The sequence below is a fragment of the Pseudomonas sp. NPDC089569 genome, assembly GCF_050280625.1.
In the GTDB taxonomy this organism is placed as follows: Bacteria; Pseudomonadota; Gammaproteobacteria; order Pseudomonadales; family Pseudomonadaceae; genus Aquipseudomonas.
Genome location: NZ_JBNNVQ010000005.1, coordinates 16,512 through 30,741, shown reverse-complemented (window position 1 = coordinate 30,741; position 14,230 = coordinate 16,512). Strand labels below are relative to the sequence as shown.

Sequence of the window (14,230 nt, the reverse complement as noted above, 5' to 3'; positions counted from 1 at the left end):
ACGTTTTTGTTTTTGATGGACCCGTCTCAGCGTTGGGCGCGCGGCATGCCCAGGCCGAACTGGGCGATCAACTCGCGCTGGATTTCATTGGTGCCACCGCCAAAGGTCAGGGTCACCGAACTGCGCAACTCGTATTCCAGTTCGCCTTGCAACAGGGTCGCTGCCGAGCCGCTGCGCATCGAGCCGTTGGCACCGAGGATCGCCGCCAGTTTGCGCAGGATCTCGATGGCCGACTCCGAGCCGAACACCTTGGTGGTCGAACTCAGCGCCACGTCCATGCGTTCGTGCTCAAGGTCAGCGGCGATGCGCATGTTGATCAGGCGCATGGCTTCCAGACGCGCATAACACTCGGCCAGCGAGCTGCGCACCCAGGCCTTGTCCATCGCCCGATGGCCCTGCTCGTCGCGGGCCCGCGCCCACAGATAGACACGGCGGAACAACGCCACCACCTTGTCCGACCAGGTGCCCAGGCCCAGGCGCTCGTGGTTCAGTTGCGAGGTGATCAGCTTCCAGCCACCGTGCAACTCGCCCACCAGCATGTCTGCCGGCACCCGTACGTTGTCGTAGTAGGTGGCTGTGGTGGGAATGCTGGTGGTCGGGATCAAGGTGTGGGAGAAGCCGGGTGTCGTGGTGTCGACGATCAGCAGCGAGATGCCTTTGTGCCGCGCCTGGGTCGGGTCGGTACGGGCGGCCAGCCAGACGAAGTCGGCCGACTCGGCACCCGAGGTCCACAGCTTGTTGCCATTGACCACGAAGCCCTGCTCGTCCTGACGGGCGCTGGTTTTGAGCACCGCCAGATCGCTGCCGGCTCCCGGTTCCGAGTAGCCGATGGCGAAGAGGATTTCGCCGGCGGCAATGCCCGGCAGGAAGCGCTCTTTCTGCAGCTCGCTGCCATGGGCCATCAACGCCGGTCCCACGGTACTGATGGTCACGAAGGGCAGCGGCGCCCCGGCAATGTTGGCTTCTTCGAAGAAGATCAACTGCTCAGTGGCGGCATAGCCCTGGCCGCCATGGGCCTTGGGCCAGCCAACCGCGAGCCAGCCGTCGCGCCCCATCTGGCGGATGGTCTGGCGAAACAGCTCGCCACCTTCCTTGCCGCGCAACTGGTCGCGCATGTCCGGGGTCATCAGGGCCTGGAAGTAGTCCCGCACCTTGTGGCGCAGGGCATGTTGTTCGGGTGTGAGGTCGACGAACATCTGCTGCTCCTTAGGCTGCGCCGAGAATCAGGCCGCTGGTGGGGACGCCGGTGCCGGCGGTGACCAGCACGTTCTGGACATCCGCCACCTGATTGACCGCCGTGCCACGTACCTGGCGCACCGCTTCGGCGATGCCGTTCATGCCGTGGATATAGGCTTCGCCCAGTTGCCCGCCGTGGGTGTTGATCGGCAGCTTGCCGCCACGGGCGTGATGCCCGGCGCGGATGAATTCCTTGGCTTCACCGCGCTTGGCAAAGCCGAACTCTTCCAGCTGCGGCAGCACGAACGGGGTGAAGTGGTCGTAGATCACCGCCGTCTGGAACGCTTCCGGCCCCAGGCCCGACTGGCGATACAGTTCGCGGGCGACCACGCCCATTTCCGGCAGCCCGGTGATGTCGTCGCGGTAGAACGAGGTCATGCTCTGCTGACCGTGGCTGATGCCCTGGGAGCCGGCCTTGATGGTCACCGGCTTCTGCCGCAGGTCACGGGCGCGCTCGGCCGAGGTGATGACCATCGCCACCGCGCCATCGGATTCCTGGCAGCAATCGAGCAAGTGCAGCGGTTCGCAGATCCAGCGCGAAGCCTGGTGTTCTTCCAGGGTGATCGGCTTGCCATGGAAAAACGCCTGGGGGTTGGTGGCCGCGAAATCCCGCGCCGCCACCGCGACCCGGCCGAAGTCTTCGGAGGTGGCGCCATAGGTGTGCATGTAGCGCTGGGCGAACATGCCGACCCAGGCGGCCGGCGTGTGGAAGCCGTGGGGCATGTACCAGCCGTAGTTGACGTTATCGAAGGTCGGTGTCGAGGCGAAACCGTAGCTGCCGGTGCCGAAGCGATACCAGGAACGCTCGTTCATGGCCCGGTACACCACCACCACTTTCGCCACGCCGGTGGCCACCGCCATCGCCGCGTGCATCACCGGCGCACAGGCCGCGCCGCCGCCATGGGGCACCTGGGAGAAGAACTTGACGTCCTTGCAGCCCAGCAGCCGGGCGATTTCATATTCCGGGACCTTGTCTACCGAATAGGAGCTGAAACCCTCGACCTCGCTCGGGTCGATACCGGCGTCCTTGAGCGCGCTCAAGGTCGCCTCCAGGGCCAGGCGCAATTCGGTGCGTCCGGAGTTCTTGGAAAATTCGGTCGCGCCCAGGCCAACGATCGCGGCGCGTCCGGAAATCGATGAATCGGTCATCTGTGTCTCTCCGGCTGTCAGGGCAAGACCAGCGCGACCGTGCCGGTCACGTGGTTGCCCATGGAATTCTTGCCGCTCAAGGTGATTTCCACCGAACGGGTGTGCGCATCAACGCTGCTAACACTGCCGCTGAACGTCATGCAGTCACCGGGATAGTTCGGCGCCCCGAGCTTGATTTTCAGCGCGGTGAATTGCGCCAGCGGTCCGGCCCATTGCTCGACGAATCGCTGCACCAGCCCGTTGGTGGTGAGGATGTTCATGAACACGTTGGGCGAGCCCAGGGTCCGGGCTGCTTCCGCGTCGTGGTGACCGGGGAAGTAATCGCGGGTGGCAATCGCGCCGCCATTGATCAGGGTCACCGTGATCGGCACGGCAAGCTCCGGCAGTGCTTCGCCGGGGCGCACGTCTTCAAAGCGCTTGGTGTTCTTCGAGGTCATATTTCCATCCCAGCTTGTCGTTATCGTTGAGCCAGTCACCCAGGCGTTCCAGGTTGGCCGCCGAGCCACCCAGGGCCAGGGCCAGGCCACGGCTCCAGTAGAGAAAACGGTGAATCGGGTACGTCAGGTCGACGCCGATGCCGCCATGCACGTGCTGCGCGATATGGCCGATGCGGTGCCCCGCTTCACAGGCCAGCCAGGCCGTGGCCAGGGCTTCGGAAGGTGCGGGCAACCCGGCATCGATGCGGTAGGCCAATTGCCACAACGCCGTGCGCAAGGCTTCGACGGCGATATGGGTGTCGGCCATGCTCATCTGCACAGCCTGGAAACTGCCGATGCTGCGTTCGAACTGTTGACGCTCGCTGACATAGGCCACGGTGCGGCGGATCTGCTCTTCACTGACGCCCAGTTGCAAGGCTGCCAGGGCCGCCACGCTGCGAAGCTCCAGCCAGGCAACGGCCTCGGCCGGCAACAGTGCCGCAGCGTTCACGGTCAGGTGCTGGATATGCAGGTCGGTGACGGCTTCGCCGTGGGTCAGCACCGCTGACACCCGCTGTATTTGCGGCGCCGACAGGTCGAGCAGCAACAACCGCGGCTGATCCGCGACCTGCACCGGCACCAGTGCGGCCTGGGCCTGATCGCCCAGCGACAAGGCTGCAACGCGGCCGTTGACCGACCACCCGCCATCAATGGCCTGCCCCTGCAGCTCAATGCCCAGGGCACTGTTCAAGCCATCCATGGACAGACTCAACAGCACCTCGCCGGACGCCGCTTTGGCCACCCACTGCGCACAATCGTCAGTGCCGAAGCGCGCCAGGGTCGCGGCCGCCAATTGATGGCGCCACAGGGGCACCTGGGCCAGCGCCTTGCCCTGGGCTTGCAGCACCAGCATCAATTCGGTCATGCCCAGGCCACTGCCGCCATGCGTTTCGGGAATGGCCAGGGCATGCAGCCCGGTCTCGATGCACAATGCCCACAGGGACGTCATCATCGGTTCGCCGACGGTGTCCCACTGACGCATGAAATCGTCATGGCAATGGTCGACAAACAGGCCGTCTGCCATCTGCGCAATCGCGCGCTGGTCTTCGCTCAATTCGAAATCCATGGGGGCTCCTATGCCTCTACCGGCCGGAACAACGGCAGGGTCAACTGCTCATCGAAGGTCTGGAACTCGACCTGCAAGCGCTGGCCGATCCGCAATTGCTCACGCTCGATACCGACCAGGCCGGCGATCAGGCGCACACCCTCGGCAAGCTCGATCAGGCCGATCGGGTTGGGGTAGTCGAACGGCGGTACTTCGGGGTAGTGCATCACCACGAAGGAATACAGACTGGCCTGGCCGCTGGCTTGAACAGTGTCCCAGTCGAAGCTGTGGCATTCGATACACACCGGTGCCGGCGGATGGCGCAGGGTCTGGCAGGCAGTGCAGCGCTGGATCAGCAACTGCCCCTTCTCGCAGCCCTCCCAGAAGAACCGCGTGTCATCGCTGATGCCCGGCAGCGGACGCTTGGGCTTGGCCGGTGCCGATTCGACTTTGGCTGGTGCCTGGGCATTGGCCGGGCGGAACTTGAAGACACGAAACAGCAGCTCGCCCACCGGCTCGTCGCCGCCCGCCTTTTCAACGAAGTGACTCATGATCAGGGTGACGAAGAAACCGGTGCCCAGGGCGGTGGTTTTTTCATCGCCGACCGAATCCAGGCGCGTGGTGTAGTAGAGCTTTTCGCCAAGGCGCACCGGACGCGTGAACGTCAGTTCGGAGTTCACCGCCACGGTGGAGGCGTAGCCGTAGGCTTCCATTTCCTTGAGCACCTCGTAAGGGTTCTCATCGGTGGAGCCTGGTGGATAGTTGTTGGCGTGCAGGCCTTCCATGGTCCACACCTGCAGCATGGCAGGCGGGGCAATCAAACCCTCGTGCCGGGTGCCCAGTGCGAAGTCCGCATCGGTGTAGAGCGGATTGTCCACGCCCATGACCTCGCACCACTGGCGAATCATCGGTGCGTTGACCTCGTCCCAGGCGTACACGCGGCCGTACTGGCGCCCCACCAGGGCGCGCACATTGGATAGCAATTGTGGATCAGCCAAAGTCGTCTCCTTCACATTGAAGGCGGCCACCGAACCCGGTCGCCGCATTAGGTCGATCAGGTGGGCAGAACCTGTGCGGCACCGAGAAATGCCGGACGTTCACCACCGCCGTGCAGCAGCAGGTTGCAACCGCTGGCGTAACTGGCCAGCGGCGATGCGATGTACAGACAGGCATTGGCGATGTCTTCGGCCACCGCCATCCGCGCGGCCGGAATGCCGGCGGCGACGGCGGCGATGCCGGCCTCGTTGCCGTAATGCAGATGGGCTTGCTCGGTCAGCACCAGGCCCGGACTGACCGTGACCACCCGTACCTTGGGCCCCCACTCCACCGCCAGTGATTGCACGAGCGCCAGCACGCCTGCCTTGGCGGCGCCGTAGGCGGCGGTGCCTGGCGAAGAACGCAGCGCGCTGATGCTGCCGATGAAGACGATGCAGCCGCCCTGCGCCTGGGCCTGCATCAACCGGTTGGCGTGCTGGGCGACGTTGAGGGGGGCGATCAGGTTCAGGCCGATGATGCTTTCGTGAAACCTGGGCGAGGCCGTCGCCGCATCGGTGGCGGGGCTGCCGCCGGCGTTGTTGATCACCACGTCAAGGCGCCCGAAGTCGCGCTCGATGGTACCGAACAGTCGTTGCAGGGAATCGTGGTCGCGCACATCGGCGGCGATGAAGGTCGCACGCTTGCCGCCCAGCGCCGGCACCTGTTCAGGTTCGCGGCGGGCACAGATGATCACCCGCGCGTTCGCCGCCAGAAACCCCAGCGCGATGCCGGCGCCGATGCCCTTGGTGCCACCCGTGACCAGCACCACCTTGCCGCTGTAATCAAGACCCGAATGCAGCTCCATCATGTGCTCCTTTTCTACTGACAAGGGTCACTCTAGGGACGAAGCCTTGGCCAAACTACGTCTGAACGGACGATGAAAATTCAACCGCGTGAACAGGACACTGGCCGCCATTCACACTTTGTCTGGCCCTTGAGGATGCCCATGTCCGACTTGTCCACTGCACCGGTTCTGCTCGAACATCCAATGCCGGGCGTCGCCCTGCTGCGGCTCAACCGCCCCCAGGCAACCAATGCCTTGAGCCTGGAGTTGCAGGCGCTGCTGTCACATCATTTCAGTGAGCTGGGGGCCGATCCCGAGGTGCGCTGCATTGTGTTGACCGGCGGTGACAAGGTGTTCGCGGCCGGCGGCGACATCACCAGCATGGCCGGGGTCGGCGCCATCGATATCTACAAGCGCCACACCGAGCGGGTCTGGGGGCCGATCCAGCACTGCCCCAAACCTGTGATCGCGGCGGTCTGCGGTTACGCCTACGGTGGTGGTTGCGAGCTGGCGATGCACGCCGACCTGATCGTGGCCGGGCGCGGTGCACGCTTCTGCCAGCCGGAAATCCGCATCGGCATCATGCCCGGCATCGGTGGCACCCAGCGGCTGGTGCGCGCCGTGGGCAAGGTCAAGGCGATGCGCATGGCACTCACTGGCCAGCCCATCAGCGCCGAAGAAGCCTGGGTGGCCGGGCTGGTCAGCGATCTGGTGGATGACGACCGGGTACAGGCCCACGCCCTGGAACTGGCACGCACCATTGCGGCGATGCCGGCGCTGGCCGCCGAGCAGATCAAGGAAGTGATCCTGGCCGGCATGGATGCACCGCTGGAGGCCGGACTGGCCCTGGAGCGCAAGGCCAATGCCCTGCTGTTCGCCTCACGGGATCAAAAGGAAGGCATGCAGGCATTCATCGACAAACGCCCGGCACGGTTTGAAGGGTGTTGAGCGCACTGGAAACTGTCGGAACCGCGTTGTCGTTCTTCGCCGTGTAGGAGCGAGGCTTGCCCGCGAACGGGTCGACGCGGTGTATCTGTCGAAACCGCGTTATCGCTCTTCGCCTGTAGGAGCGAGGCTCGCCCGCGAACCAGGCGCTGCGTTGTATCTGTGGCACCGCATCATCGTTCTTCGCCGGCAAGCCTGGCTCCTACAGGTGAACGGGCCGCTGCGGTGTATCTGTCGAAACCGCGTTATCGTTCTTCGCCTGTAGGAGCGAGGCTCGCCCGCGAACGGGTCGACGCGGTGTATCTGTGGCACCGCGTCATCGTTCTTCGCCGGCAAGCCTGGCTCCTACAGGTGAACGGGCCGCTGCGGTGTATCTGTCGAAACCGCGTTATCGTTCTTCGCCCGTAGGAGCGAGGCTCGCCCGCGAACGGGTCGACGCGGTGTATCTGTGGCACCGCGTCATCGTTCTTCGCCGGCAAGCCTGGCTCCTACCCCGCGAACCGGGCGCCGCGGGGTATCTGTCAGAAACGGCACGACTCAGATGCTCATCACCATCTGCCCGCCATCGATGCGCAACTCGACGCCGTTGATGGCGCGGGCCTCGTCGCTGGCCAGGAACAGCACGCTGGCCGCCACGTCTTCGGGGCGGCACATGCGGTTCATCGGGTCGCTGTCGATGGTCAGGCGGTTCGGGTCGACGCCTTCGGGGAAACCACCGCGGGTCATGTCGGTGAGCACGCCATCAGGGTGCAGGGTGTTGCAGCGGATGCGGTATTTGCGTCGCCTGCACAGCACAGCCACCGAACGCGACAAGGCCGCCACCGCGCCTTTGGAAGCGCTGTAGGCCAGGTAATCGTCACGTCCGGCCAGGGCCGCGATGGATGACAGGTTGATGATCGAACCACCGGTTTCCTTCATCAGCGCGATGCCTTCGCGACAGCCCAGAAACACGCTGTCGGCATTGACCCGAAGCACCTTGTGCCAGTCCTCCAGGCTGGTTTGCTCAATGGAACCGCAGATCAGAATGCCGGCATTGTTGACCAGAACATCCAGCCGACCGTAATGCTCGCGCACATGGTCGATGACCCGGCGCCACTCGTCTTCGCGACTGACATCGTGCTGGATGAAGGCGGCCGTCGGACCCAACTCGGCAGCCAGGGCCTGGCCGGCCTCGACGTCCAGGTCGCTGATCAATACCCGCGCGCCTTCAGCCGCCAGCAGCCGCACGCTGGCAGCGCCAATGCCCCTGGCGCCGCCGGTCACCAGCGCAACCTTGCCGTGAACCCGTCCGTTCTTGTTGATGTGATCAAGGGTCATCATGTCATCTCGTGTGCGTGAGTCGATCGGGATGGCTGGTCGTGCAAACCGGCAACGGCGGCGCCGGCACGTCGACCGGAGAACACGCAGTCGGCCAGAGACAGGCCACTGATATACAGGTGCGACGGGATCCCCAGGGCCGTGCGCCCGGCGGCATAGAGGCCACCGATGGCCTGGCCCTGTGCGTCCAGTACCGCGCCGCTGCGTTCATCCACGCGCAAGCCGCCCAGGGTCAGGGCGCCGAGGGGGAATACCGGGTTGGTCACGGAAATGTCGCAGGCGTAGTACGGCCCCTGTTCAAGCACCTGGCGCCCGCCCTCGGACTTGCCGAACGGCTCCGGTGCCTCGCCACGGGCAGCGGCGTTGGCGGCCAGCACCGAGGCGCGCAGCACGGCAGGGTTCATGCCGGTGGCACCGGCCAAATCGCCGAGGCTCTTGCCCTTGCGGACCTTGAGCAGCATCAGCGCCAGGGCCGGCAGGCTCTGGAACCACCAATAGCCGCCGAACAGCGCCTCGCCGATCGCCTTCTTGCGCAACGGCGCATCCAGCACCAGCCATGCCTTGCCGCCGTGCTCTTCCATCAAGGGTTGCCCCAGCGTGGCGCCATACACCTCTTCGTTGCAAAAACGCCGGCCCTCGCGATTGACCACAATGCCCTTGTGCCAACTATAGGGCGGGTTGATGAAGCGCCAGGCCGAAACCCGTTCCAGCCCGCTGCCCTGGCCGCCGACACTGGCGCCCAGGCGCAGGCCGCTGCCATCGCAACCGGTGGCACCGACCTTGAAGTTGCGGCGGAATTTCGGCGCGTGTTGCTCGATCATCTGGCGATTGAAGATGAAACCACCGGTGCTCAGGATCACGCCGTTGCGCGCACGCACCAGGCGCGGCTGCGCAAAATCACGTTCGAGCTGGCAGACCTTCCGGCGCAGTGCCTTGCAATAGGCCGGCGAGAAGTTCTGCAAGCGTTCGGCACGGGCAGCCAGGCGCGCATGCCGTCGAGCCTGTTTGCTGCCTTCGGGCAGGCACCACAACTCCACACCCAACACCTGGCCCTGATAATCGACCACCAGCCGCCGCGCCGCCACTTGCAACAGTGGCCGCGCCCCGGCTTTCAGGCAGGCAGCCTTGAGGTGGGCATAGAGCACCGCGCCGCACTGCCCCTTGCCGACGGTGCGATGACCTCGCGGTGCCGGCGGCAAGGGACCGCCGTGGTCCGGCACCAGTTCGTTACCCGAGTAATAGAGAAAGTAGCCATCGGGCGGATACGACGTCTTGCCCCCCGGCGGCATCTGATGCGCGTAGGGCGCACCATGGCTTTCCAGCCACTGGAGATTGCCCACGCTGTCGGCACAAAAACGTCGCAGGGTCTCGTCGCTGACCACACCACCGGTTTCATGCTTGAGGTAATCGAACATGGCTTCGGGGCTGTCATTGAAGCCCGCGGCCTGCTGGTGGCGAGTGCCGCCACCGGCATAGACCACCCCGCCGCTCTTGGCACTGGCACCGCCACCGGTAAAACGATCGGCGATCATCACGTCGGCACCGTGGGCACGGGCCTCGAGCGCGGCACAGGCCCCGGCCGCGCCCCAGCCGACGACCAGCACGTCGCAGTGTTCGTCCCAGACCAGGCTGTCGCCATCGACCACTCGCAACGGCGGCAGCACTTCAGTGCTGGGGATGTTATCGGACATTGACATACACCCTCCTAACGCTGGCTGGCCAGATGATTGGCGGCGACATAGCCGAAGGTCATCGCCGGGCCCAGGGTGCCACCGGCCCCCGGGTAGCTGGTGCCCATCACCGATGACGAGCAGTTGCCGATGGCGTACAGACCGGCGATGGTCGTGCCGTCCTCGCGTACCACTTGCGCATGCTCGTTGGTCAGCAGGCCGCCCTTGGTGCCGATGTCTCCGGCATCCAGGCGCATGGCGTAGAACGGTCCCTTGCGCAGCGGTGCCAGGCATGGGTTGGGCTTGATGTTGCAATCACCGTAATAGCGATCGAAGACATTGCCGCCTCGGGCGAAGTCAAGGTCCACCCCGGTGCGTGCGTAGTCGTTGACCTTGATCACCGTGGCTTCCAGGCCGGTACTGTCGACACCGATCTGCCGGGCCAGACCTGCCAGGGTGTCGGCTTTCCAGTACAGGTTGCCCAGCCACTCCTTGCGCAGGCGGCTGTCGGGCATGACCTGGCCGGGCATCAAGGGGCCCATGGCGTAGTTGAAGCGGAAATGCGCGTCGAAGATGACCCAGGCCGGCACCGATTTGCCGCCGCTTGCCTGGTTGTCCCGATGCATGGCATCGACGAACTCCAGGTACGGCGCCGCTTCGTTGACAAAACGCCGGCCCTGGCCGTTGACCACGATGGCACCGGGAAAGGCACGTTCGGCGAAGATGCCCCGGGGCTTGTCTTCTCCCGGTACGGCGATGGTCGGTGCCCACCAGGCCCAATCCATCAATGCGGTGGCTGCCCCCTGGGCGATACCGGCTTGCAGCGCCGCGCCCGTGTTATTGCCCGGCGGTGTCGCGCTCCAGGTCTTGCGGGTCGGCTTGGGCAGGTACTGATCGCGCAACTCCTGGTTTTGTTCGAAGCCACCCGACGCCAGGATCACCCCGTGGCGTGCCTGCAGTTGCAGCTCGGCGCCGTCACGGCGCACGGTCACGCCGCTGATCCGCCCGTTTTCGGTGAGCAGTCCGGAAAAATCGGTGTTGAGCCACAGCGGCACATGGCGGTCCATCAGCGAACGACGCAAGGAGGCCACCAGGGAGCTGCCCAGGGACGCCCGGCGGTCCATCTTGCTTTTACGGCGCCATTTGAAATCCAGCTTGTAGCGCAGCATCAGTTTCATGATCAGCAGGCGCCAGCCGAAGCTGCGGGCCATGGCCTTGTGCGCGTCTCGCGCAGTCCAGGCGATGCGCCCCATCAGCAATGTCGAAGGCGACGGCTTGCGCAGGTTCGCCAGTTCATCACCCAACAGGCTGGTGTCGAAGAACTCCGGGTCCAGCGTTCGCCCACCGGCCAGGGCGCCTGGCAGATGCGGGTAGTAATCGGGGTACTTGGCCGCCACGGCGTAGCGCACCCGGCTGATGCGGGTGAGCTTCTCGATCATTTTCGGTGCATTGTCCAGGTAAGCCTGCAGACGCGCCTCATCGACGTGCTCACCCGCTGCCGCCTTCAGGTAGGTCATGGCGGTGGCGTAACTGTCGTTACCGTTCATGCGAGCGAAATAGTGGTTGTTGGGAATCCAGATGCCACCGCCGGAGATCGCCGACGTGCCGCCGTACTGGTTGCTTTTCTCCACGACCAGCACGCTGAAACCCTGGTCGGCGAGGAACACCGCCGAAGTCATCGCACCTGCGCCCGAACCAACGACAATCACGTCGTAGAGGGTTTGAGACTGAACTTGAGCCGTCATTGTTGTTATGCCATTAGCTGAGGTCAGAAAAACCGCCGACCACGCAGGACGCGCTGGCGGAGTGCAACCCATGATCGGGGCTGCGGGGGGACGGGCTCATCGTCAAAGTGGACTAGGGGCTGGTAAGCGGCCTCGAACCAGATGCTGCGGTGTGTCTGTTGCACCGCGGCATCGTTCTTCACCTGTAGGAGCGAGGCTTGCCCGCGAACCAGGCGCTGCGGTGTATCTGTTGCACCGCGTGATCGTTCTTCGCCGGCAAGCCTGGCTCCTACACGCGAACAAGGCGCTGTGGTGTACCTGTTGCACCGCGTTATCGTTGTTCGCCGGCAGCCTGGCTCCTACAGGCGAACCAGACGCTGAGGGGTGCCTGTTGCATCGCGTGATCGTTGTTCGCCTGTAGGAGCGAGGCTTGCCCGCGAACCAGACGCTGTGGTGTACCTGATGCACCGCGTCATCATTCTTCGCCGGCAAGCCTGGCTCCTACAGGCGAACCAGACGCTGAGGGGTGCCTGTTGCATCGCGTTATCGTTGTTCGCCTGTAGGAGCCAGGCTTGCCCGCGAACCAGACGCCGCGGTGTATCTGTTGCACCGCGTTATCGTTGTTCGCCGGCAAGCCTGGCTCCTACAGGCGAACCAGACGCCGCGATGTATCTGTTGTACCGCGTTATCGTTCTTCGCCGGCAAGCCTGGCTCCTACAAGCGAACCAGACACCGTGGTGTGTCTGTTAAACCGCGTTATCGTTCTTCGCCGGCAAGCCTGGCTCCTACGGGTGAACCAGTCGCTGCGGTGAATCTGTTGCACCGCGTCATCGTTCTTCGATTCGCGGGAACGATCATCGGGCGGTTACAGGGATGCGCGTTTCGCAGCCCATGGATGAGCCTGTTCCAGTTGGCTGGCCAGGCGCAGCAGTGTGTCTTCCCCGCCCAAGCGAGCGGTGAACATCATGCCCACCGGCAGACCGTCGTCGCTCTGGCCCAGGGGCAGCGAGATGGCCGGTTGGCCACTGACATTGGCCAGTGCGGTGAAGCCCGCGCTGCCCATGGCCTGGTGGGCGTAGCTCTCCCAGGACTGATCCAGGGACAACAGGCCAAGTTTCGGGGTGAGACTGCCGGTGACCGGCGACAGAATCACGTCGTAGCGCTCAAAGGGCTGTTCCATGGTTGCGCCGATACGCTCGAACGATTGACGGGCGCGGTACAGATCCTCGCCACGGGTGCCCTTGTAGCGCTCCAGGTTGACCATCGTGATCTTCTCCAGATCCTGCGCCGTGACAGCCCGTCCGAGTACCTGCTCACGATCCTGTATCTGGGACCGCAACCCCGTGCCGATGACCATGCCGTGGGCACCGAACAACTCGCGCGGGTCGACCTGAAGCGTCAACTCGTCGATCTCGTGCCCCAATGCCAGCAATTGCTTGAGGGTCTGCTCCAGAGTCGCCGCAATCGCCGGCTCCAGCGGGGTACCGGTCAGCGATTGGCGCACCACGGCCACCCGCAGCTTGCCCGGCTCGCGTTGCAACTCCTGCACATAGGGCCGTACCAAGGGTGGGCACCAGTACGCACTGCCCGCTTCATGGCCTTGCCCGGCATCGAGGAACAGCGCTGTATCGCGAACCGTGCGCGAGACCACGTTGGCCACGCTGGCCCCAAACCAGCCTTCGAAATGCAGGGGGCCGCTGGGGGTGCGATAGCGGGTTGGCTTGAGCCCGACCAGGCCACAGTACGAGGCCGGAATACGGATCGAGCCGCCACCATCGGTGGCATGGGCAACAGGCACGATACCCGCCGCCACCGCCGCTGCCGCACCACCGGAGGAGCCGCCCGCGCTCATGGCCAGGTTCCAGGGGTTACGGGTCTGGCCCCAGGCCAGGGATTCGGTGGTGGTGGTCAGGCCGAATTCGGGGCACGCGGTTTTGCCGAACGGCACCGCACCCGCCTGCTCGTAGCGAGTGATCAGGGTGCTGGTACGCGTGGCGGGCGGGGCGTCCTTGAATAGCCTGCTGCCGTTACTGGTGATCGTGCCTTGCAGAGGAGTGTTGAGGTCCTTGAGCAACAGCGGCACGCCCGCCAGGCTGCCCTGGTTGTGAGTGCCGGCCACACGGCGCTGTGCCAGCAAGGCGCGGGCATAGGTTTCATGGAGCATGTTCACTGCGTTGACCCTGGGGTTGACCTCGTTGTAACGGGCCAGTGCCGCCGCCAACAGATCCTCCGGGCTCAGTTGGCCGTTGCGGATGGCCTGACTCATGGCCCAGGCATCCATGGCCTGATAGTCACCAGCCGAAAGCCCCTCGGCGCGTGCATCGGCAAAACGCCCCACAAGGCCCGCGCCGACTGCTACGGCACCGGCCTTGAGCACGCTGCGGCGGGGCCAGCCGGTTTCAGCAGCGATTGGAGTGTTTGGTGGTAAGTGTTCGTGGTTATCCATGGTCATGATTGCGCCTTGATTGATTGTTATTGGAGCTTCTTCACGGTCTCGTAGGAGCGAGGCTTGCCCGCGAACCAGACGCTGCGGTGTTTCTGTTGCACCGCGCTATCGTTGTTCGCCGGCAAGCCTGGCTCCTACAGGCGAACCAAACGCCACGGTGTACCTGTTGCACCGCGTTATCGTTCTTCGCCCGTAGGAGCGAGGCTTGCCCGCGAACCAGACGACGCGGTGTATCTGTTAGAACCGCGTCATCGTTTTTCGCCGGCAAGCCTGGCTCCTACAGGCAAACCAGACGCTACGGTGTTTCTGTTGCACCGCGTTATCGTTCTTCGCCCGTAGGAGCGAGGCTTGCCCGCGAACCAGACGACGCGGTGTATCTGTTAGAACCGCGTCATCGTTTTTC

11 protein-coding genes are annotated in these 14,230 nt (G+C 64.4%); 1 reads left to right on the top strand and 10 read right to left on the bottom strand.

The features are described 5' to 3' along the window. Nucleotides 1–26: 26 nt before the first annotated feature. From ACQKP2_RS04095 to ACQKP2_RS04070, 6 genes are read right to left on the bottom strand one after another with little or no spacing between them, the layout of a single operon-like run. On the bottom strand, nucleotides 27–1,196 hold the full coding sequence (locus ACQKP2_RS04095) for an acyl-CoA dehydrogenase family protein (RefSeq protein WP_427574563.1): 1,170 nt from the start codon (nucleotides 1,194–1,196) through the stop codon (nucleotides 27–29). Nucleotides 1,197–1,206: 10 nt separating this feature from the next. Then, nucleotides 1,207–2,385: a lipid-transfer protein gene (locus tag ACQKP2_RS04090; RefSeq protein ID WP_427574561.1), complete on the bottom strand. Its 1,179-nt coding sequence runs from the start codon at nucleotides 2,383–2,385 to the stop codon at nucleotides 1,207–1,209. A 17-nt stretch (nucleotides 2,386–2,402) separates the two neighbouring features. Then, entirely contained in the window at nucleotides 2,403–2,822 is a 420-nt protein-coding gene (locus ACQKP2_RS04085; protein WP_427574559.1) for a MaoC family dehydratase, read from the bottom strand. Next, nucleotides 2,794–3,927, bottom strand: a complete 1,134-nt coding sequence (locus tag ACQKP2_RS04080) for an acyl-CoA dehydrogenase family protein (protein WP_427574557.1) — start codon at nucleotides 3,925–3,927, stop codon at nucleotides 2,794–2,796. The genes ACQKP2_RS04085 and ACQKP2_RS04080 overlap by 29 nt, the downstream gene beginning before the upstream one ends. An 8-nt stretch (nucleotides 3,928–3,935) precedes the next feature. Beyond that, complete coding sequence (locus ACQKP2_RS04075) at nucleotides 3,936–4,904, bottom strand: OB-fold domain-containing protein (protein WP_427574556.1); 969 nt, start codon at nucleotides 4,902–4,904, stop codon at nucleotides 3,936–3,938. A gap of 56 nt (nucleotides 4,905–4,960) precedes the next feature. Then, complete coding sequence (locus ACQKP2_RS04070; RefSeq protein ID WP_427574554.1) at nucleotides 4,961–5,746, bottom strand: SDR family oxidoreductase; 786 nt, start codon at nucleotides 5,744–5,746, stop codon at nucleotides 4,961–4,963. A gap of 141 nt (nucleotides 5,747–5,887) precedes the next feature. Here ACQKP2_RS04070 and ACQKP2_RS04065 point away from each other — a divergent pair, with 141 nt between their 5' ends. Then, nucleotides 5,888–6,673: an enoyl-CoA hydratase gene (locus ACQKP2_RS04065; protein WP_427574552.1), complete on the top strand. Its 786-nt coding sequence runs from the start codon at nucleotides 5,888–5,890 to the stop codon at nucleotides 6,671–6,673. A gap of 534 nt (nucleotides 6,674–7,207) precedes the next feature. Here the strand turns inward: ACQKP2_RS04065 and ACQKP2_RS04060 are convergent. From ACQKP2_RS04060 to ACQKP2_RS04045, 4 genes are all read right to left on the bottom strand, one after another. Then, on the bottom strand, nucleotides 7,208–7,990 hold the full coding sequence (locus ACQKP2_RS04060; RefSeq protein ID WP_427574551.1) for an SDR family oxidoreductase: 783 nt from the start codon (nucleotides 7,988–7,990) through the stop codon (nucleotides 7,208–7,210). Next, nucleotides 7,987–9,684 (bottom strand): FAD-binding protein, encoded by a 1,698-nt coding sequence (locus tag ACQKP2_RS04055; RefSeq protein WP_427574549.1) that lies wholly within the window; start codon nucleotides 9,682–9,684, stop codon nucleotides 7,987–7,989. The genes ACQKP2_RS04060 and ACQKP2_RS04055 overlap by 4 nt, the downstream gene beginning before the upstream one ends. 8 nt (nucleotides 9,685–9,692) lie before the next feature. Then, a complete protein-coding gene (locus ACQKP2_RS04050; protein WP_427574547.1) occupies nucleotides 9,693–11,402 on the bottom strand; it encodes an FAD-binding protein in 1,710 nt (569 codons plus the stop codon). A gap of 844 nt (nucleotides 11,403–12,246) precedes the next feature. Further along, nucleotides 12,247–13,827: an amidase gene (locus ACQKP2_RS04045; RefSeq protein ID WP_427574742.1), complete on the bottom strand. Its 1,581-nt coding sequence runs from the start codon at nucleotides 13,825–13,827 to the stop codon at nucleotides 12,247–12,249. Nucleotides 13,828–14,230 lie beyond the last annotated feature (403 nt).

Bases quoted from the DNA above. Each gene is read 5' to 3' on its own strand.
- ACQKP2_RS04045 (WP_427574742.1), bottom strand. From the start codon at position 13,827: ATGGATAACCACGAACACTTACCACCAAACACTCCAATCGCTGCTGAA.
- ACQKP2_RS04055 (WP_427574549.1), bottom strand. From the start codon at position 9,684: ATGTCAATGTCCGATAACATCCCCAGCACTGAAGTGCTGCCGCCGTTG.
- ACQKP2_RS04085 (WP_427574559.1), bottom strand. From the start codon at position 2,822: ATGACCTCGAAGAACACCAAGCGCTTTGAAGACGTGCGCCCCGGCGAA.
- ACQKP2_RS04095 (WP_427574563.1), bottom strand. From the start codon at position 1,196: ATGTTCGTCGACCTCACACCCGAACAACATGCCCTGCGCCACAAGGTG.
- ACQKP2_RS04070 (WP_427574554.1), bottom strand. From the start codon at position 5,746: ATGGAGCTGCATTCGGGTCTTGATTACAGCGGCAAGGTGGTGCTGGTC.
- ACQKP2_RS04090 (WP_427574561.1), bottom strand. From the start codon at position 2,385: ATGACCGATTCATCGATTTCCGGACGCGCCGCGATCGTTGGCCTGGGC.
- ACQKP2_RS04050 (WP_427574547.1), bottom strand. From the start codon at position 11,402: ATGACGGCTCAAGTTCAGTCTCAAACCCTCTACGACGTGATTGTCGTT.
- ACQKP2_RS04060 (WP_427574551.1), bottom strand. From the start codon at position 7,990: ATGATGACCCTTGATCACATCAACAAGAACGGACGGGTTCACGGCAAG.
- ACQKP2_RS04080 (WP_427574557.1), bottom strand. From the start codon at position 3,927: ATGGATTTCGAATTGAGCGAAGACCAGCGCGCGATTGCGCAGATGGCA.
- ACQKP2_RS04065 (WP_427574552.1), top strand. From the start codon at position 5,888: ATGTCCGACTTGTCCACTGCACCGGTTCTGCTCGAACATCCAATGCCG.